A 17,887-nucleotide genomic window follows, 5' to 3' on the forward strand; every position below is an offset into this window, starting at 1 on the left:
AAGCGCGATGCTGTTCTGCTTGCAAAATCTGGGGAACGGGCGGTCAGATCAGGCGCATTTTTTTAAACAGCCAGATTTCCACACCCACTAGCAACGCCAGAATGATAGACACGGCCCAAAAGCCCCAACTGGTGTTTGCCGCAGGAATGCCGCCAACATTGACGCCCAACAGGCCGGTGACAAAACTGATGGGCAGGAAAAGCCCGGCAATGACGGTCAGCCAATACATGGTGCGGTTCATGCGCTCGGTTTCAACGGCCATCAGGCTGTCATTGGCGATCTGGATGCGTTCGCGCAGGCTGTCGAGCTCTTCGACCATGCGGGTGACGCGGTCGGTCAGGGTGCGGGCCCGGCGTTTGTGGATTTTGTCATCCCAGGTTGGTTTTTGATCGTAAAATTTGGCGAGGGCATCGCGCTGCGGGGCGATATGGCGCCGCAGGCGCGATAAACGATGGCGCATATCGGCGGTTTTCAGACGCAATGGCAGGGTTCTGGTTTCCGGCACTTCCTCAATCTCGTCTTCAAGGTCATCAAGATTTTCCTCGATCGCGCGAATTTCGGCGTCGATCCGGACATTCAGCCGTTCTGCAACCGTCAGAACAAAGGAATCGCGACAGGTTGGGGCCGCGCCCTGGGCAATGCTGGTACGAATATCATCGAAGGCAAACATATGCTGATTGCGTAATGTGATCACCAGCCTGTCGCCACACCAGATGCGTACCGAAATCATGTCGGCAGGGTCGGATTCCTGGTTCAGGTTGACCCCGCGCAAATTCATGGAATAGCCATGATCGTAAAACAAAACCGTCGGCCGGGTCCCCCGGGTGGCTAGGGTGTCAACAATACTGGCTTCCAGCCCGGCCTTTTCGGTCAGCCATGCGACAACACCCTGTTCCATCCAGTCAAGGTGGACCCAGATATATTCTCCCTCCTGCGCTAAAGGAAACGATGTGGCAAAATCCTCGCCTGAAAGGGCCGTTCCCTTGCCGGTCCGGTCTATCCGGAAGGCATTTATCAGTGCTTTTGGTGTCATTGGCGTGGGTCCGTGGCGCTGTGATGACGGGTAAGGGTGGCTTGTTAAGATTTTATCGTTAACAACCAATGTTTAAAGGCATCTGTGTGACAATATGTTCCCTTCGATTGCAAAATGCCATGTTTGCCGGTCCTGGGTGGGATGGTCATTTGGAGGCGCATGACATGAGACGGGAACGATAAGGTGACTGGATCGTTTGATCTGTCATGTCAAATCGGGCAGAAAACGCATACCCTGCTGGATGATAGAAAATTTACGATGGTTCGGGAAAAGATGAACATGTTTCGCCGCGTATTGATGCTGGTTCTGTTTGGCCTGTTTGTGGCATCGGCGAGCGCGGGTCTTGCGGGGGGAGCCTGGGCACAAAGCAATGGCGATGGCAATGAAGAAGCCAATGTGCTGGAAAACTCGCAAAAGACACTGGCACACTGGAACAAGACTTTCGATACGGTCGAGAAGCAACTGTCCAATTCAAGTGTGAGTGGGCGGGAACTGGCCGATAGCCGGTCGGATTTGGAGCGCGCGATTGATTCTACCCGCGATCTGGAAACCCTGGCGCAGGAAAAGCTTGAACGTTTGAATGCAGCCCTTGGCAAGCTGGGGCCCAAACCGGAAGGAGATGCGTCGGAAGTACCGGCGGTGACAGCGGAGCGGGACCGGTTAAACAAGGAAATCGCCCGGGTTAGCGGTATTCAGAAACAGGGGGAGCTGGCGGCCTTCCGGGCTGGTGAATTGCTGGACCAGGTTGGTCGTCTGTCGCGTGAACGCTTTACCCGCCGTATTTTCAGCCGGGCCGATGTGCCGTGGGACCCTGCCGTTTGGCAAAAAAGCTGGGCCGAGGCGATGCGCCTGCCCGAAGTGGTGCGCAGCCGTTATTCCGATGTCAATCTGGCCGACCATATTGGTGACCGTCTTGAAGATGTGGCCCCGGAGCTGGTGTTTTTGCTGTTTGCCATTGCCGCGGCTCTGATTGGTGGCGAGGTCGTGGTATTCCGGCTTTTGCCGCTGCGCTGGCGGCAGGCCAAGGGCGATGACAGGCTGGCCCTGATATCGGGCATACGTTTCACGCTAACGGCGATTGTGCCGGGCGTGTTGCTGTTTGTGTTTTATCGCATTATTGCCTCCCAGGGCGATTTGATGGAAGGAAGCGGCGGGGAGCTGATTACACAGTTCTTTTTTGCCGCCTTGTTCCTGCTGTTTGTCGGGGCGTCCGTTCGCAGTGTGTTTTCGCCTTTTGCCCCGCAAATGCGATCTGCAGGCACGACGACGACCGGTGCCCGCGTGGTGGGCATTTCTGCCCTGTTTGCTGCTATTGTGTTTGCCTTTGACATTGTGTTGCTGCAAGGCGCGACAACGATTGGCGCATCGCTGGATCTTGCGCTTGTGCAAAGCTTGAGCAACATGACCCTGATTTGTGCTGTGATGTTTATTGCAGCCCTTGGTGTCTGGTGGGAACATGATGCGATTGACGAACAGCAAAGCTGGTGGCGCAAGATCGAACGGCGCTGCCGCCGGGTTGTGCTGTTTGTGTCGGTTATTTTGCCGTTTCTGTCTTTTGTCGGCTATGTAGCACTAGCACGGTTTGTGCTGGAAAACATGATGCTGGCGCTGGCCTTTACCACCAGCTATTGGATATTGCGCGAGTTTTTGCGGGCGCTGGTTCATATCTATTTGATCAAGCCAGACGCCGAAAAGGACGAAAACGCCACCGATGCTGTGCATGGCACCCTGTATTTCTGGTTGCGGGTGACGATTGATGCCATGATGCTGATTATCGCGGTTCCCACCGCGATCATGGTGTTTACCGACATTGCCTGGACGGATTTGATCAGCGCGGTCGAGACGGCGTTTGTTGGCATCCAGATTGGCAGCATCAATTTTTCCCTGCGTGCCATTTTAATTGGCGTATTCCTGTTCCTGCTGCTGTTAAGCCTGATGCGGTTTTTCCAGCGGATGCTCAATACCCGTGTGCTGCCCAATACCAAGCTGGATCAGGGTTTGCAGCATTCGGTGTCGGCCATATTCGGCTATGTCGGCATTGGCCTTGCGGTGCTGATTGCGGTGTCAGCTGCCGGGGTTGACCTGTCAAACCTTGCCATTATCGCCGGTGCTATTTCCGTTGGTATCGGTTTTGGCATGCAGAGTATTGTGAACAACTTTGTATCTGGCCTGATTTTGCTGATCGAACGGCCCATCAAGGTGGGCGACTGGATTGTGGTTGGGGCAGATCAGGGCTTTGTGAAGGATATTCGCGTTCGCGCAACCGAGATCGAGACCTTTGATCGTTCATCGGTGGTGATCCCCAATTCCGAACTGATTTCAAACCGGGTTCTGAACTGGACGCTGAAGGAACGGTCGGGGCGTGGCATTGTGCCAATTGGCGTTTCCTATAGTGCGGATGCCAACCAGGTGCGTGATATTTTACTCGAAATGGCGGATAAACGCCGTGAAATTCTAAGCTATCCGGCACCGCAAGTGGTGTTTATCGGTTTTGGCGAAAGTTCACTGGATTTTGAATTGCGTTACTTCCTGCGCGATATTGGCGATGTGCTGGCGGTGGCAAGCTCTATCCGGTTCGAGGTGTTAGAGCGGTTCCGCGAAGAAGGCATTGAAATTCCGTTTCCGCAGCGTGACGTCAATTTGCGCGATATTGACCGCCTGGAAGATGCCATTCGCAGCCTTGCCCGCCAGAATGGCAGCAAGAAAGATCAGGCGGATAATCATCCGCCTGAAGCAGAGGCCGATAGGGAACTGGTTGAGGGTGGCAAAACGCCACCAGCCGATGGCGCGGGTGCGGCGGGTCCCCAGCTCGATAAATCACAAACGGCGATCCCGTCAGATTCCTCGACATCCGAAATACCGGGCAGTGCCACCCCCGCGACCCGGGAACTGCCAGACGGAGACCGTTAGCATGTCGTGAGGTGATGAGCGGTCTTGGAGAATGCCGGTTGGTAAAACTGACTGGACCAGGAAGGCTGGCTCAGATGAACTGGAAATGGAGGAGGTGAAATGTTTAGGCCTCCTTCATTTTATAGGCGGGGTGTTTCACTTGCTGTATCAGCGGCCAGTTTGGCGGTGATTTTTTGGCCCATCGGTGCCATCAGGTGGCGTTCATCCTGGCCAAGCCAGCGCATTTCGGCAATTTCGCGCGACGGGGCCAGGGTGCCGGAATAATCGGCTTGAAAACAGGTCATGTGGACCTGGGTATCATCGGGCATGTTATGGCCGTGCCCGGAAAAAATGCCGATTTCCGTGATGGTGTCGGACACCAGTTCCACACCTAGTTCTTCGCGGATTTCCCGTTTCAGGGCGATGATCGGTGTTTCCCCCGCATCGATTTTGCCGCCAGGCAGGTAAAACCTGTCGCGCCCGTGGGTGCGGACGGAAAGTGTGCGGCCGTCTTTTTGCAGGATCCAGTTAACGGTCTTGATTGTTTTGGTCATGGTGGGCTTACCGGTTTTTGATGCAACCAACCGGATAAAAACCGGCCAGGTGACGAGGTTGTATTGGGTGCGTTCATGTATGTTTATGATCGAACCATAACCTAATCTATCCCGGCTTGTGCGAGCAAGGGCAAGGCGCAGGCGATTGATGGGAAATGAGGGGATTTGTAGCGTAAGTAAGGTGTGTGCCAGTGGGCAAGTGAAACTGCGCAAACCGGCATTTATCACGATATAAAAAGCCCGGCCCGAGGGACTATGGGGAGTTGTGCGGGCCGGGAGGGCGTTCCGGATTGGGGTCAGAACGAGCATGAGTACCGCCACGGGATGTTTGGGGTGCGGGCGGCATCCGGCATCGTTAATTGATTGATTATTAGTTGCCGGACAGGTTTTCGAGCGCATCGCTCAAATTCGTGGTGTTGGTTTGTGTATTTGAATTTGCGGTTTGATCCCCGACGGAATCCTGCCCGGTATTCACCGTGCCGTTGGAATTATTCAGAATGACGCAGGAGGAGTTGGCTGTCGCACTTGCTGTTCCGCCGCCACCACCACAGACCAGTTGGGTAAGACTGTTTGTGCCGGAAGATGCGCTGCCAGTGCCATTTCCGCTGAGCATGCCTGATTCTGCCTGTTTCATGACCACTGCCAGAGAGGCGCGGTTCTGAACAGGGGCAGACCAGGGTTTTTCAAACATTTGTGCCTGTGCCGCAAAGGACCCCAATGCCGTGATGAAGGTAGCAAGGACGAGTAATTTTGCCACCTGCCGGGAACGGGGATGCCGGCGTAAGGCCGGTTGTGACCGGGAGACCGTAAACATCGGAATTTCCTTTTGTCGGATATGAAGGGAAAGAGAGGGCCTTGGCCCTCTCTTTGACGGCAGGTATTATCAATTGTTGATCGCAGGAGCCCCAACCTTGATCGACAGGTTGTTGCCGATGGCGGACGCAGCACCATTGATCACGGGCTGATCAAGCTTGCCAAGGTTGGTATAGTTGTTCAGGTTGACGTTGTAGATGTTGCTTGAGGCCGAAACATCGGCATAAGCGAACTGCGTAACGTCGGCAATGAGAGCAACATCAGGCTGGATGCCGTCATTGTCGTCATCGCCGCCATAGTTGCCGCCACCGTGACCGGGGAAGAACGCCGTCGACATGGATGGGGTTTCATCGGTCGGGGTTTCGGTTTCGGTTGCCGTAACAGGCTTGACCGAAATGTTCATGTTGTTGGCAAGGGCCGTTGCGGCGGCATCAACCGAAAAGTTGTTGATGTTGTAGGCATTGGACGTTGCCGTTACCGATGCAGGCGCAATGTCGCCATTCAGGGCCAGCATGGTCAGACCCAAAGCACCGGAAAGGTTGGTGTTGGGGCTGGTTTGTGAACCCATACCATAGCTGTTCGTTGCCGCATCCCCGCCACCCGAGGACTGGCCGTTGCCGTCAGCCGCATTGAAGTTGAATTGCCCGGCGTGAACATTGACCATTCCTTCACCTGAAATGGAGGAGTTGTTGGCCAGTGCGGTTGCCGTGGCATTGAGCGAAGGCAGTTCCGTGGTCGCATCATAGCTGTCGGTCGGCTGGATATTGTCGACCGTTACGGTAAAGATAACACCATCGGTTTCACCGTTACCAACCCCGTCAGCGGCGAACGGATCATATACCGCACCGGTAACCTTGATGTCCGCGCCATCAAAGGCACCACTGGCTGATGTCACGCCACCTTCGGAATCCGCGCTGTTGCCCGCCGGACCATTGGCGATGCCAAAGGAAGACGGGTTGGTGCCCTGGCCAGCAGCAATGCCATCGACATTGCCAGATGTGGTTTCGCTAAAGTCGGCCACATCCGGGTCAAGGCTGGTTGAGGAACTGTTTGCCCAGGCTTCGCCTTCAAAGGTAAAGGTGCCGGATTGTTCGGTCATGATCGGCTGATTGTTCTTCACATCATGGACGTTCGATGAAGCCGAAGTGCTGCCGAGTTTTTCCTGCAAAATTTCGACCATTGAAAAATTGGCAGGATCGTCAATATTAAGGTCAATATCGACATTGGTGTCGACTTTGCCGTTCCAGGACCATTCGACATTGTCAAACGCATAGGCCGGCACCCCGGTTGCCAGTACACCTGCCGTAATCAGGGTCCCCAGCAACAGTTTTTTCTTAAGCATTTCGCTCACTCCTGTTGATTTGCTTTGTGGTCTTTGGATAAAGAAGAAAACCGCTCTAGATGCGCACTCATGTCATTGGCTTTGGAAAGTGCACATTCCGGTGTTTGCGGCAGCCCCAAGAAATCTGTCATGATTTGATAGACCCCCATTTCTGCAACCGCTCTGACGCCAAGCTGTAGCGGCTCGTTCCGGATGCGCCCGGCGTCAAATTCGACAAGATTTATTCCGAAGAAACGAAACACGCCGGCACTGACCTCGTAGCCCATGATCTGCTTTTGCAGCGAGCTGACATAGCGGACGGCGAATGATTTTGAATCGATGACCCGAAGATCCATTGCCACATTGATAACAACGGTTCGGCCACCCCCGCCAATGCCGCGCACATAAAGCTGCGCACCTTCGCTGAGGATGTTGTAATTGAGTTCCGTTACTGCCCCGACGAGGATGAAATCCGATGCGGGGATTTTGCCATATTGTTCGATATTGCGGGTTAAACGGCCCTGTTCGGAGAGGCGGACTTCAGCAAGCGGAATACGCAAATCAAAGCGTTCCACCAAATTTGCCCTCCCCGACTTATAAAGGGCGCTCATGACCATTTCGCTGACACCCTGGGAAACGGCGTGGCCGTTTTCGTCGTAATTGAGCTGACCGGTTTTGTCGGCAATTTCGCCAACAGCAAAAATCGGAAGCCGGTTTGCCGGTACATCTTTGAGTTCGCGCAGACAGGCGCTGTAGGGTGTTTCGTTGTCAGTAACCGGAAAGGAGATCATGGGATCAATGCGGTTCTGTGAATATGAACCGGGTCCCGGCGCGCAAGCTGCGAGGCTTGTCGCGGCCAATGCGGTTGCTGCTAATTTGCGAAGCATTTTTCCTGTCCCTGCTGAAGTCTTCCCCAAAGTCAAACGGCGTTTTGATTGGCGTTTGTCTTTGGTGACTATGACACAGTGGGATTTATGTTCTAGTCTACATAAGTGATTATTGGATGGGTAAAATTGATTAGCAATATTATATCAATTTTGTTCATTTTTTATTTTTAGGTATTGCGATAATTATTTCGAGATACCCCATTTTATATAGGAATATGCTATCGGGCGTATTGCCATGTCGGCAGAAAGTGCATTGAATCAAATAGCTTAACTTTCTGCAGGAAATAATATCGATATGAGCATGTCCCAAGAAATTCACGATACAGATCGCCAGATCCTGGCTATCGGTTTTCATGCCGCAGATATTGAATTACTGATCGGTAATAATACGGGGTGGCGCGCGGTGGCAGACCCCGATTTTCGATTGGCCTGGCGTGGTGAAGGGCAATATTGTGCCGCATTGATTGCCCAGGGACATAACGAGTTATTAAGCCATTCGCAAATGCGGTATCTGTCGCATGTTGCGCGACAAATTCCCCTGATCACTTTTATCCCTGACGGAAATTATATTCCCGGAAGGCGCTTGGACCGGGCCAGTTCAGCCCTGATGTTTTCGTCAACCGCGTCTTTGTTAACAGAAATATGCGAACTCGCACGCGAGGATTGCTGGATTTTACCGGGTAAAATGGACAGCGTTTTTTTGTTGCTGGGCGATAGTGCCGAGGGAATGGCGGCGCGATTGTCCGATCGTGAGTGGTATTTGCTGCATGAAATTCAGGATGGAAAAAGCAATGGCGAAATCGCCCGGGATGTCGGCAGCAGCGAGGCCGAGGTAAAGGCATGGCTTGTTGATGTGTTTGGTGTCTTGGGGGTGGCAACCCGCACCCAGGCCGCGATTGTATCGTTTTTTATCGAAAGGCATTTGCGTGATGCGCCTGGTGGGGGCGTTCGTATTGCCTGTGAGGATGGGGAATGATGGGGCGCTGCTACCGACGTTGGGATGAGTTCCGGGGCATTGGTATTATTGAAGCATTTAGTCCTGACTTTGAGCGTAAAGCAGACCATATCGATTTTAAGGGACGCAACCTTTTGTAAAAGGATGACGATATCATGAATAGGTTTATGACGTTCAAAAAGGTCGTGCGGTGCTATGGTTTGCCCGTGCTGGTCAGTGTGCTGTTTACGGTCGGGTTTTCAGCCGACGGACAAGCACAGTTCAATAATAAACCCTACTCATTTAATACGCCAACCGGCGCACCGGGCATGAGCCGGGCGGCGCGTCAGGCGATTATAAATGACCAGATTTATAACATTCGCCCTGACAATATGTTGCGTGATGCGAATGGTGGATTGCTGTCGATTGAAAAAAGCAAGGGGGGGACGGCGATTGTTCGCACGGCCGATGGCCAGGTCCTGCCCGGCTTTAGAGGAACATCGATTTCGGGCGGCGGTGTCTCGGTTGGTGTTTTTAACGCCTACTTTATGGCCGCCGACAGTGATCGTCGTTATGCACCTCTGCAAAGCATGGCAGCGACTTACACGATCAATGGCTGGATAAACCTGTTGGGGCGTGATGGCCGGTCATTCATTCCGCCGGTAACAGCATCGCCTGTTGATGGCTGGACCTGGATGGTTTCGGGGCTTTGACCGCTGCCGGATGATGTGTCGGCCGGTTTATGATCAATCCCCCTAAAAAGGAACGCCCCGGTCATGATGGACGGGGCGTTAATCCGGGGTGAAAGAGCGTTGGCAATACGAAGGAACCTGGTCTTTGCATGCCTGTTTGCTTTTACGAGAGGTTTGTTTTTGCAAAATAGCGAATAGCTTTCGGTTTATGTGTTGCAACCAGAGAGGTCACACCGTGTGCATTTTTTTAGCTGAGGGCCGCGCTGTAACCATGATGGCGGGGTTGGCTGCGTAATGCCCAGATCGCAGCCTGGGTGCGGTTATCAACTTTGATTTTGCGCAGAATGCTTTTGACGTGCACTTTAACGGTTGCCTCGGAGATATTCAGCCGAATGGCAATGCGCTTGTTGGAATCTCCGCTTGAGAGGCATTCGAGAATTTCCTGTTCGCGGGGGGAAAGGTCGATACCGAGAATATCGATGGAATCCAGTTCAAGCGACGACATGAAGTGGAAGCGCTCCATCATGATCGACGCCAGGTTTGACGGGTAAATCTTTTCGCCTTCGGTAATCAATTGGAACGCCAGTTCTATGGCTGTTTGGGAAACATCGTCCAGCAGAGCACCGTTTACACCCAGATTAAACAATGCAAATAGGTGTTCTGCGTCATATTCATGCGCCAGAGTGATGATTCTGACTTTGGGATTGCTGGCACGAAAAGCGGCAAGAGATGTGATCTGGGCCTGGAAATCGTCGATGCTAACCAGCACGACATCAATGGTGCGATTGGGGGGAGTTACGGAAATCAGGTCGTCGAGATGCGGGGCATTGATGGTTTCCGTATTTTTGCTATGTGTCAGTAGGCTGGTAAGGCCTGTTCGTAACAAAAGGCTGGAATGAACAACTGCAACGAGTGTTTTTGCAGTTCCATTTGTCGTCTGCATTGGTTTTGTTCCCTGTTTGGCTGTTCTTTGTTTTGCCGGAATAGACGTTTGCAAGATAAATCCTTCCGGCCGGACTAACTGCTTATATTTTTTGAGTAAAATTTGGCGCTTTTGGATGAGATTCCTGCGCTTCTTAATCAGAATATCTGTCTGATGCCCTTAAATCCATTCTCCTGTAGGGTTATATTTTCTTTTTGACTATCTATTGTGGGTAATATTTAGGGCGTTTTGTCATGATATTTTGGGTTGTGGTTTTTCTTTTCTATGAATCCGGTTGTTTAGAACAAGAAGCGTGTATTCCTCCGCAACGTTAGCGGAGAAAATTTTCGGTGCGGAAGCAATGAGCTTGATTTTCAAAGGCGCTGGTAAAATGAGGTCATTGCGGCATCAGTGTGCCAGTGTGTGACGCACTGATGCGACAGAGGACATGATTCCAGACAGTGAGGACTGTAAAAACCGTCTTCCATGTGGTTTACGGGCGGCGAACCGGGCCGTGCTGACGGTAGAAGGCTGCACCTTCATTTTTTCCAACGGTGGTTTTACAACATGGAATTGTGCCTGCGCCGTCAAGCGGTAAGCTGGTTACAGCGGTGCGGAGGCTTGTCTTGCATGATGAAAAAAGGCTGCCCTGAAAGATTTGCCCTTTGACGTAGAGACCAGATGGCCGCCTGGGTCCTGTTGGAAACGCCGATTTTTCTCAGAATGCTTTTGACATGTACTTTGACCGTTGCTTCGCTGATATCGAGTTCATTGGCGATGGCCTTGTTGGACTCGCCATGTTCCAGGCAATACAAAATTTGCTGTTCACGCTGTGACAGATTGACATCTTCGTCATTCAGGTCCGGTGACGTGGCGGCGCAAGGTGAATGAATGCGCGAAAGCAGGATTTGCGCCATATTAGATGGAAACAGCTTTTGGCCTTCTTCAAGCAGGCGGAAGGCCAGTTTCAGCGTTCGTTGTGAAACATCGTCAAGTAACGCGCCGTCAATATTCAGCTCGAATAAAGCAAATAGCTCTTCGAGTTCATAACGACGCGACAGGGCGAGAATTTTGGTTTTTGGATAGCGGGCACGCAAGGATGCAAGTTTTATTGTATCCTGTTTGATATCATCAACGTTGAACAGAATTAGATCTATTCGGTCGTTTTTTGGAACACGTTTGCAAAGCTCATCAAGAGACATTGCATCAGTTACGAAGATGTCCTGGAAATCCGCAAGAACTTTTTGTAGTGCATGTCGCATCAGCTTGATGGGATGCACAATGGCAATATATTGAATGTTGCCTTCTTCCATTAACGTCATGGTTCCCCCAAAGTAATAGTAAGTGCTTCGTTCCTTGTTAGAGTGATCCGTGCTTCTTTTTTTATTTTGGGAGCTAGTCTTGTTGAGAGTTCGCTACCCTTTTCGCCTTGATAGGTTATGCGGTGACTTGTGATCGATCCATAACTATAGGGAGTTAAAGCGTGCCGAGTTTGCCCCATTGTGGGTAGAGAGCATGAGTCTTTTTTTTCTTTATTTCAGGCATATACGTAAGGATATGTTTTTTGTGTGTTTAAAAAATACATTAGTTTTTCTAAATAAATGAGTGCAGTTTGCATTCGTTTAGAATCGGCGCTTTTTAGTTTCTTTTGCCGGATTCTGTTAAATTTCATTTAACTTCATGTATTTAATGGGGTGCTGGAATGGAATATTGCGATTTTAAGTCTTTGTTTCAGTATTATTTTCAGCCCTATACCGAGAGGTTGGAATATTCCTGGTGATATACTGATTGCGTCCCATTGCTGTACTTAAGGTGAATTTAAACCTACCCTAAAGAGACGTCATCTGGCCGGATGTTTTCGTGTGGTTAGCCGCAAAGAGCGCCGATTCTTCCGGTTTTGGATCAAAATAGGTAGGGCTATCAACGCATAAGTATTAGCCCCGCTGAGGCAGGTTTTGGGGAGTTGACCCAAAATTTTTCCGCTCAGACAGGGCTTTGGAGAAATGCTTTACCGTTTTTGGTCAGGAATGGTTTAGATAATGGCGACGTCCAGGCCAATATCAACTGCCGGGGCACTTTGAGTAATACGTCCGACGGAAACATAATCCACGCCGGTTGCGGCAATATCGGCGATGGTATCCAGCCGAACACCGCCGGATGCCTCGGTTTTGCTGCGGCCATCGACAATGGCAACCGCCTTGCGCAGCATATCCGGGCCCATATTATCCAGCAGGATGATATCCGCCCCGGCATCGACAGCTTCGCGCACCTGATCGAGGGTGTCGCATTCCACCTCGATTGTTGGTAGGTTGGCAGCCTTTGCCATTTCCACGCATTTGGTGATCGAACCAACCACGCCAATATGGTTGTCCTTGATCATCACGCCATCATAAAGGCCCATGCGGTGGTTTTGCGCGCCGCCCATGCGGGTGGCGTATTTTTCCATTTTACGCCAGCCCGGCAGGGTTTTGCGGGTATCAAGCAGCTTGGCCGATGTTTTGCCCATTGCCTGCACATAGGCGCAGGTGGTGGTGGCAATGCCCGAAAGATGCTGAAGGGTATTAAGGGCGGTGCGTTCGGCAGTCAGTATACCGCGCGCCGGACCTTCGATCACGGCAAGGATCGATTTGGGGTTCAGCGTATCACCGTCATTACATTTTTTGTCGATTTTGGCATCGGGCACCATCTTGCGAAAACATTCCAGCGCAATATCAAGCCCCGCAACCACAATGCTTTCCCGGGTTTCAAGGGCAACGCGCAGGCGGGCCTCTTTGGGAACGACATTGTCTGATGTGATGTCACCTGTGCCGATATCCTCGGCAAAGGCACGGTCGATAAACTCGGAAATTTCGCTTTGGGTCAGGTCGGTCATGGGGGCGCCGTATTTTGGATCAGACAGGGATCATGCAAGGTAGTATGACTGGATGCGGTGTGTGCCGTGCTGCGAAAAAACAGGCCCTGCAGGATATGCAGAGCCTGAATCTTCTGGCTCAAACAGCGGGTTCGGCTGCAGCCTCTTTTTTCAGCGGAATACCTTTTGACAATTCCAGCATCCGTTCCAGCGGTTTAACGGCCTGAAGGCGCAAATCTTCGGGCATGACGATTTGCGGGCCATTATTGACCAGGCACAGATACAGCTTTTCAAGCGTGTTCAGTTCCATGAATGGGCAGTTATTGCACGCACAGCTACCATCTGCCCCGGGAACCGGGATGAAGGTTTTGTGCGGGGCTGCCTTTTCCATCTGGTGGATGATGTGGGGTTCGGTGGCGATCAGATATTTCTGGTCGGGACCATCAATCACATATTCCAGAATGGCGCGGGTGGAGCCGATCTGATCAGCATGGCGCAGGATGCCGTCATGGCATTCCGGGTGGGCGGCAATTTTGGCATCGGGATGCTGGGTTTTCAGGCGGATCAGTTCGCGTTCTGAAAACTGTTCATGTACGATGCAGGATCCCTGCCACAAAACCATATCACGGCCGGTTTTCTTGGCAAGATAGCTGCCCAGATGGCGGTCCGGGGCCCACAAAATCGGTTGGTCCAGTGGGATCTGGTCGATAATTTCAGCCGCATTTGACGAGGTGACGATAATATCGGACGCGGCTTTTACCTCAGCCGAGCAATTGATATAGGTGATCGACACATGGTCCGGGTGCTGTTCGCGGAATTTGCGAAAGGCCTCTGGCTGGCAGGAATCCTCAAGCGAGCATCCTGCCTTTGAATCGGGCAACAGAACGGTCTTTTCCGGGCTGAGAATCTTGGCGACTTCGGCCATGAAACGCACCCCGCAAAACACAATGACATCGGCATCGGTTGCCGCCGCCTTGCGCGACAGGTCCAGGGAATCGCCAACAAAGTCGGCCAAATCCTGAATTTCGCCATCCTGATAATAATGGGCCAAAATGATCGCGTTCTTCTCTTTCTTGAGGCGTTTGATTTCGGCCTCAAGATCCAGCGTCGGATCAATCTGGGTTTCAGACATTGCACCGGCATTTGCCTCGGCAATGGTGGTAATCTGGTTCATGGCGTTGTCTCATCTCGCCTTGTTGCAATCCGGAGGTAAGCAACGGGACCGGATATTGCAAGTTGATGACTGTTTGAGAACCTGAATATCGTTATTGGGCCGCGATGGCAAGGGAATGGGGGAATTATAGAGGATCTGGCCCTATTGGGAATTCGCCAAGACAATCAGGTAATCTTGTATCTGATAAATCTTTCATCTGACCGGTTTTTTCCTTATGATTGTGTTAATTATTAATACAGGAGTTTGCATCATGCCACGGACAACAAGCGTGACAATTGGATCGCAACTTGACGAATTTGTGGGGGAGCTGATCCAGTCCGGGCGTTATGGCTCGACCAGTGAGGTTGTGCGTTCTGCTTTGCGATTGCTCGAACGTCGTGAAAAACAGATGCAGTCTTTAAGAAGCGCGATTGAGGCCGGCGACAAGAGTGGTGAAAGCGATTTGTCGTTGCGTGATATTGCCGCACAGGTGAAACAGAAGCACGATGTATAGATTATCGGCTCTGGCCGTCGACGATTTCAGAGCGATCTTTGAATATACTTTGCTTAATTTTGGTATGCCCCAGGCAGATAGGTATGTTGATGATCTTGAGAACATTTTTGCTCTGTTGTCAAAATCGCCGCATATCGGAGCTGAACTTGCCGACATTTCTGTCGGATTGCGCCGTCATCCTCATAAACATCACACCGTTTATTATCGTAAAACCAGGGATGGCATCTTCGTTGTAAGGATCCTTCACCAGCACATGGACGTTGATCCGTCCTTGTTGTAAATGTGAAAGCGGTTTGCGGTCAGGGTTTAGAGTTTTGGGTTTAAGATCAAACCGTAAACCCATAAATATCCCATTCCGCGCGGCTGACTTCCTGGATCATCTGTTCATATTCGGCGCGTTTGATGGCGGCAAAGGCGGTATGCAGGCAATCGCCTAGCGCATTGCGGGCAAAGGCGGATTGATCAAAGCGGTCAATGGCCTCCAGCCAGCTTCTTGGCAGGTTGGACGGGACCTTTTGCGCATCCATTTCAACCTGGCAGGGCGCGCCGGGGTCGGTTTTGTTTTCAATACCATCCAGTGCGGCAGCAAGCGTTACGGTCGCGACCATATAGGGGTTGGCATCCACGCCCGCGACGCGATGTTCAAAATGGCGGGTTTTGCCGGGCTGGCCGGGCACGCGAATGGCGACATTGCGGTTTTCCACCCCCCAGTCATCAGACGCCGGGGAATAAACCGTGGAGGCAAAACGCCGCCAGCTATTCAGGAACGGGGCCAGAACCAGCATGGTATCGCCCACCGTTTGGCGCAGGCCGCCAATGGCGTTGAGCATCATGGGGCTTAAGCTGTCATCGGGTTGATCGGCAAACAGGTTGCTGCCATTTTCATCAGCCATCGACAGATGCAGGTGCATGCCCGATCCCGGCTCCGTGCCAAAGGGTTTTGGCATGAAGCAGGCTTCCATGCCAAAACGCCGGGCGCAGGTGCGGATCAGGCGTTTGGCAATAATGACATCGTCGGCAGCGTGCAACAGGTCACGATAACGAATGGTCATTTCATACTGGCCGGGGCCATATTCGGAAATCACGGTTTCCAGCGTGATGCCCAGATGCGCGGCCCCGTCATAGATCGCATCAAACAGCGGCGACATTTCATCAAGCTCATCGACCGACATGGTGTTGCGCAACAGACTTTGGCGTTTGGTTAGGGCATAGGGGGCGGGAAGATAGCGCCCGTCGGGTGTTGGATTGGGATCAACCAGATAGAATTCCAGCTCAAACGCGCCCATCGGGTTTAGGCCCATTGCCTTGGCCCGGTTGATTTGTCGCAGCAGGGCCGGGCGCGGTTCGCCGTCAACCGGGGTGCCATCGTCGTTGAACATGGTAATCAGCAATTGCCCCCGTTTGGTATGGGGCAGATAGCCCAGCGTGCCGGGAATGGGCCAGCAGCGTTTATCGCCGCCCCCCGCCGTCATCACCAGACCTGAGCCATCGACATCCACACCGCGCACATCCTGCCCGAAAAGTGACAGGGGCAGGGCGCGGCCCGATGTGTAAATCCCTTCAAGTTCATGGCGACGCACGGTTTTGCCTCGGCCAATGCCGTGGCAGTCGGTCAGAAACACGTCGATTGCCTGAAGGTCGGGATATTTTTTAAGGAATGCCTGTGCCTCGGCAAGGTCGGCACCAGTTGGGGCAATTTGCGTGTTTCGTGACATGGTCTTTATCCCTGATAACGCCGGAAGAAATAACGGTCCTGCGGCACACCTTCGGGCAGGGGTTCGGCGATGGTGCCGGGCACGTCAATTTTCTGGTCGGATGCGACAATCGCCCCTTTCATCAGGGCAGGCGGCAGCGTTTTGCCGATGAAGGACGCGATTTTGGCGTTCAGCGCCTCGTCCCCGGTGCCAACATCGGAATGAACCAGGGCAACACGGCCTTTAAACTGTTCGACAGCCTGCGGCAGGGTTTCAAAAATATCGCCTAGAAACAGGTGATTATCACCGGGGATACATTTGGGATGGGCGTTAATCTGCCGGTCAAAAACATAAATTTCCCGGTCCGGCATAATTTCGCGCAAGTGATCAAAGGTGCGGCCATTGCCAAGGCCGATTTCAAGTACAAGACCATCCAGATCCTGGATCATGACGGCAGAGGCATTCAGGCAGTCGCGCTGGGCCTGAAGGCGGCGAATAACACTGTTAAGGCGGGACATTTATTTCTCCGTTTGGGGCGAGGCATCCGGGACGATGGGTGTTTCGACAGTGTCGTAAAACACCATGCCCGGCGGTGGATTCTGCCGGTAATGATCCAGCCGGGACTGCCAGTTTCCTTCATGAAGTTCAAGGCGATGGCCATCCGGGTCCAGAAAATAGACAGACGCCCCTTCGCTGCGGTTTGTTTTCCATTCCCGGGCACCGGCATCGTGCAGTTTCTGGCGCATGGCGGCAAAGTCGGCCGGGTCAACATCAAAGGCAAGATGGGTATAGCTGGTGGCGGGTGGCAAGGATTGAGGATCAAGGCTAAGACATAACCATACATCGCCTAGCAACAGATAAGCCCCTTCGTCCCAGCGTGCCAGGGGACGTGCCCCCAGAACGCCGGTATAAAAGGCAAAGCTTCCCGCAAGGTCGCGGGTGGCAAAGGTGATATGATTGAGCCCCCTGATCACGGTTTGGGCGTTCAGGCCAGCGGGTCGGTGGCGTCAAAGGCCGGAACAAGCTTGCGGAAATCATCCAGCCAGCCTTGCAAAACCGGATATTTTGCCCGCCATGCGCCATCAAAGCGCAGGTCAAGATAGCCCAGCGCACAGGCCGTAGCGACATGACCAATGGTAAGATCATCAGACAGTGACGGCGGATTGGCAGCCAGTTCATCAAGCGCACGGCGCACTTTTTCGGATTGATAGGTCAGCCATTCCTGATGGCGTTTTTCTTCCGGGCGCATCCGGGTTTCGTAAACCTGCAGGATTGACGCATCGACAATGCCATCCGCTAGCGCCTGAAGGGTCAGCGCCTGCCAGCGGGCATCGCTTTCGGTCGGATGCAGGGTTTTGCCATCGGCAAGGGAGTCCAGATATTCGCAGATCACGCGCGAATCATAGATTTTGCGGCCATCATCCAGGATCAGGATGGGAATTTTACCCAGCGGGTTTTGCTGGCGAAGGGTATCTTCCGGGTTTTGGGTATCGGCAGCTTCGACGGTAAGCTGGTCGTAAATGCCAAGATATTTTGCCGTAATTTTGACTTTGCGCCCAAAGGGAGAGGCAGCGGAAGAACGAACGATCATGGGGCGGGCCTTTCTGTGCCAACAAAGATTATTGGCGCA

The 17,887-nt window shown here is 52.5% G+C and carries 18 protein-coding genes; 5 read left to right on the top strand and 13 right to left on the bottom strand.

What is annotated here, in order from left to right; all coding sequences use genetic code 11:
• Nucleotides 1-43: 43 nt before the first annotated feature.
• Complete coding sequence (locus LF95_RS00395; RefSeq protein ID WP_073953178.1) at nt 44-1,033, bottom strand: CorA family divalent cation transporter; 990 nt, start codon at nt 1,031-1,033, stop codon at nt 44-46.
• Between the two features lie 279 nt (nt 1,034-1,312).
• On the opposite strand from LF95_RS00395, the gene LF95_RS00400 reads away from it, so the two are divergent.
• On the top strand, nt 1,313-3,943 hold the full coding sequence (locus LF95_RS00400; RefSeq protein ID WP_252509607.1) for a DUF3772 domain-containing protein: 2,631 nt from the start codon (nt 1,313-1,315) through the stop codon (nt 3,941-3,943).
• Between the two features lie 119 nt (nt 3,944-4,062).
• Here LF95_RS00400 and LF95_RS00405 read toward each other — a convergent pair whose 3' ends face one another.
• The 4 genes from LF95_RS00405 to LF95_RS00420 all read right to left on the bottom strand — a co-directional run bounded on the left by LF95_RS00405 (nt 4,063) and on the right by LF95_RS00420 (nt 7,533).
• The gene (locus LF95_RS00405; protein WP_073953180.1) at nt 4,063-4,476 is read right to left on the bottom strand and encodes an NUDIX hydrolase; all 414 of its coding nucleotides are present in this window, start codon (nt 4,474-4,476) and stop codon (nt 4,063-4,065) included.
• 370 nt (nt 4,477-4,846) lie between these two features.
• Nucleotides 4,847-5,290, bottom strand: coding sequence for a hypothetical protein (locus LF95_RS00410; RefSeq protein ID WP_073953181.1), 444 nt, complete (start codon nt 5,288-5,290; stop codon nt 4,847-4,849).
• 69 nt (nt 5,291-5,359) lie between these two features.
• The gene (locus LF95_RS00415) at nt 5,360-6,631 is read right to left on the bottom strand and encodes a hypothetical protein (RefSeq protein ID WP_073953182.1); all 1,272 of its coding nucleotides are present in this window, start codon (nt 6,629-6,631) and stop codon (nt 5,360-5,362) included.
• A gap of 5 nt (nt 6,632-6,636) precedes the next feature.
• The gene (locus LF95_RS00420; protein ID WP_143181901.1) at nt 6,637-7,533 is read right to left on the bottom strand and encodes a CsgG/HfaB family protein; all 897 of its coding nucleotides are present in this window, start codon (nt 7,531-7,533) and stop codon (nt 6,637-6,639) included.
• Nucleotides 7,534-7,792: 259 nt separating this feature from the next.
• Here LF95_RS00420 and LF95_RS00425 point away from each other — a divergent pair, with 259 nt between their 5' ends.
• Complete coding sequence (locus tag LF95_RS00425; RefSeq protein WP_073953183.1) at nt 7,793-8,473, top strand: helix-turn-helix transcriptional regulator; 681 nt, start codon at nt 7,793-7,795, stop codon at nt 8,471-8,473.
• Between the two features lie 134 nt (nt 8,474-8,607).
• A complete protein-coding gene (locus tag LF95_RS00430) occupies nt 8,608-9,144 on the top strand; it encodes a hypothetical protein (protein WP_143181902.1) in 537 nt (178 codons plus the stop codon).
• Between the two features lie 226 nt (nt 9,145-9,370).
• Here the strand turns inward: LF95_RS00430 and LF95_RS22570 are convergent, their stop codons facing one another.
• The 4 genes from LF95_RS22570 to nadA form a co-directional block, all read right to left on the bottom strand.
• Nucleotides 9,371-10,066 carry a response regulator transcription factor gene (locus LF95_RS22570; RefSeq protein WP_083607432.1) on the bottom strand — a complete coding sequence of 232 codons (696 nt, stop codon included), beginning with the start codon at nt 10,064-10,066 and terminating at the stop codon, nt 9,371-9,373.
• 566 nt (nt 10,067-10,632) lie between these two features.
• The gene (locus LF95_RS00440) at nt 10,633-11,367 is read right to left on the bottom strand and encodes a LuxR C-terminal-related transcriptional regulator (protein WP_073953185.1); all 735 of its coding nucleotides are present in this window, start codon (nt 11,365-11,367) and stop codon (nt 10,633-10,635) included.
• Between the two features lie 710 nt (nt 11,368-12,077).
• Nucleotides 12,078-12,917 carry a carboxylating nicotinate-nucleotide diphosphorylase gene (gene nadC, locus LF95_RS00445; RefSeq protein WP_073953186.1) on the bottom strand — a complete coding sequence of 280 codons (840 nt, stop codon included), beginning with the start codon at nt 12,915-12,917 and terminating at the stop codon, nt 12,078-12,080.
• Nucleotides 12,918-13,035: 118 nt separating this feature from the next.
• Complete coding sequence (gene nadA / locus LF95_RS00450; RefSeq protein ID WP_215905638.1) at nt 13,036-14,070, bottom strand: quinolinate synthase NadA; 1,035 nt, start codon at nt 14,068-14,070, stop codon at nt 13,036-13,038.
• 250 nt (nt 14,071-14,320) lie between these two features.
• Between nadA and LF95_RS00455 the strand changes: the two genes are divergently transcribed.
• Entirely contained in the window at nt 14,321-14,563 is a 243-nt protein-coding gene (locus LF95_RS00455) for a type II toxin-antitoxin system ParD family antitoxin (protein ID WP_073953187.1), read from the top strand.
• Nucleotides 14,556-14,843 (top strand): type II toxin-antitoxin system RelE/ParE family toxin, encoded by a 288-nt coding sequence (locus LF95_RS23670; protein WP_073953188.1) that lies wholly within the window; start codon nt 14,556-14,558, stop codon nt 14,841-14,843. Before LF95_RS00455 ends, LF95_RS23670 begins: the two co-directional genes overlap by 8 nt.
• A 46-nt stretch (nt 14,844-14,889) precedes the next feature.
• Here the strand turns inward: LF95_RS23670 and LF95_RS00465 are convergent, their stop codons facing one another.
• From LF95_RS00465 to LF95_RS00480, 4 genes are read right to left on the bottom strand one after another with little or no spacing between them, the layout of a single operon-like run.
• Entirely contained in the window at nt 14,890-16,278 is a 1,389-nt protein-coding gene (locus LF95_RS00465) for a glutamine synthetase family protein (RefSeq protein WP_073953189.1), read from the bottom strand.
• Nucleotides 16,279-16,283: 5 nt separating this feature from the next.
• Complete coding sequence (locus LF95_RS00470; protein ID WP_073953190.1) at nt 16,284-16,775, bottom strand: class I SAM-dependent methyltransferase; 492 nt, start codon at nt 16,773-16,775, stop codon at nt 16,284-16,286.
• Entirely contained in the window at nt 16,776-17,231 is a 456-nt protein-coding gene (locus tag LF95_RS00475; RefSeq protein ID WP_073953191.1) for a fosfomycin resistance glutathione transferase, read from the bottom strand.
• A gap of 11 nt (nt 17,232-17,242) precedes the next feature.
• Nucleotides 17,243-17,848, bottom strand: coding sequence for a glutathione S-transferase (locus LF95_RS00480; protein WP_073953192.1), 606 nt, complete (start codon nt 17,846-17,848; stop codon nt 17,243-17,245).
• Between the last annotated feature and the right edge of the window lie 39 nt (nt 17,849-17,887).

It is taken from the genome of Thalassospira sp. TSL5-1 (assembly GCF_001907695.1).
In the GTDB taxonomy this organism is placed as follows: Bacteria; Pseudomonadota; Alphaproteobacteria; order Rhodospirillales; family Thalassospiraceae; genus Thalassospira.

Coding starts and splice junctions, on each gene's coding strand:
- LF95_RS00395 (WP_073953178.1), bottom strand. CDS start 1,033: ATGACACCAAAAGCACTGATAAATGCCTTCCGGATAGACCGGACCGGC.
- LF95_RS00400 (WP_252509607.1), top strand. CDS start 1,313: ATGTTTCGCCGCGTATTGATGCTGGTTCTGTTTGGCCTGTTTGTGGCA.
- LF95_RS00405 (WP_073953180.1), bottom strand. CDS start 4,476: ATGACCAAAACAATCAAGACCGTTAACTGGATCCTGCAAAAAGACGGC.
- LF95_RS00410 (WP_073953181.1), bottom strand. CDS start 5,290: ATGTTTACGGTCTCCCGGTCACAACCGGCCTTACGCCGGCATCCCCGT.
- LF95_RS00415 (WP_073953182.1), bottom strand. CDS start 6,631: ATGCTTAAGAAAAAACTGTTGCTGGGGACCCTGATTACGGCAGGTGTA.
- LF95_RS00425 (WP_073953183.1), top strand. CDS start 7,793: ATGAGCATGTCCCAAGAAATTCACGATACAGATCGCCAGATCCTGGCT.
- LF95_RS00430 (WP_143181902.1), top strand. CDS start 8,608: ATGAATAGGTTTATGACGTTCAAAAAGGTCGTGCGGTGCTATGGTTTG.
- LF95_RS22570 (WP_083607432.1), bottom strand. CDS start 10,066: ATGCAGACGACAAATGGAACTGCAAAAACACTCGTTGCAGTTGTTCAT.
- LF95_RS00440 (WP_073953185.1), bottom strand. CDS start 11,367: ATGACGTTAATGGAAGAAGGCAACATTCAATATATTGCCATTGTGCAT.
- nadC (WP_073953186.1), bottom strand. CDS start 12,917: ATGACCGACCTGACCCAAAGCGAAATTTCCGAGTTTATCGACCGTGCC.
- nadA (WP_215905638.1), bottom strand. CDS start 14,070: ATGAACCAGATTACCACCATTGCCGAGGCAAATGCCGGTGCAATGTCT.
- LF95_RS00455 (WP_073953187.1), top strand. CDS start 14,321: ATGCCACGGACAACAAGCGTGACAATTGGATCGCAACTTGACGAATTT.
- LF95_RS23670 (WP_073953188.1), top strand. CDS start 14,556: ATGTATAGATTATCGGCTCTGGCCGTCGACGATTTCAGAGCGATCTTT.
- LF95_RS00465 (WP_073953189.1), bottom strand. CDS start 16,278: ATGTCACGAAACACGCAAATTGCCCCAACTGGTGCCGACCTTGCCGAG.
- LF95_RS00470 (WP_073953190.1), bottom strand. CDS start 16,775: ATGTCCCGCCTTAACAGTGTTATTCGCCGCCTTCAGGCCCAGCGCGAC.
- LF95_RS00480 (WP_073953192.1), bottom strand. CDS start 17,848: ATGATCGTTCGTTCTTCCGCTGCCTCTCCCTTTGGGCGCAAAGTCAAA.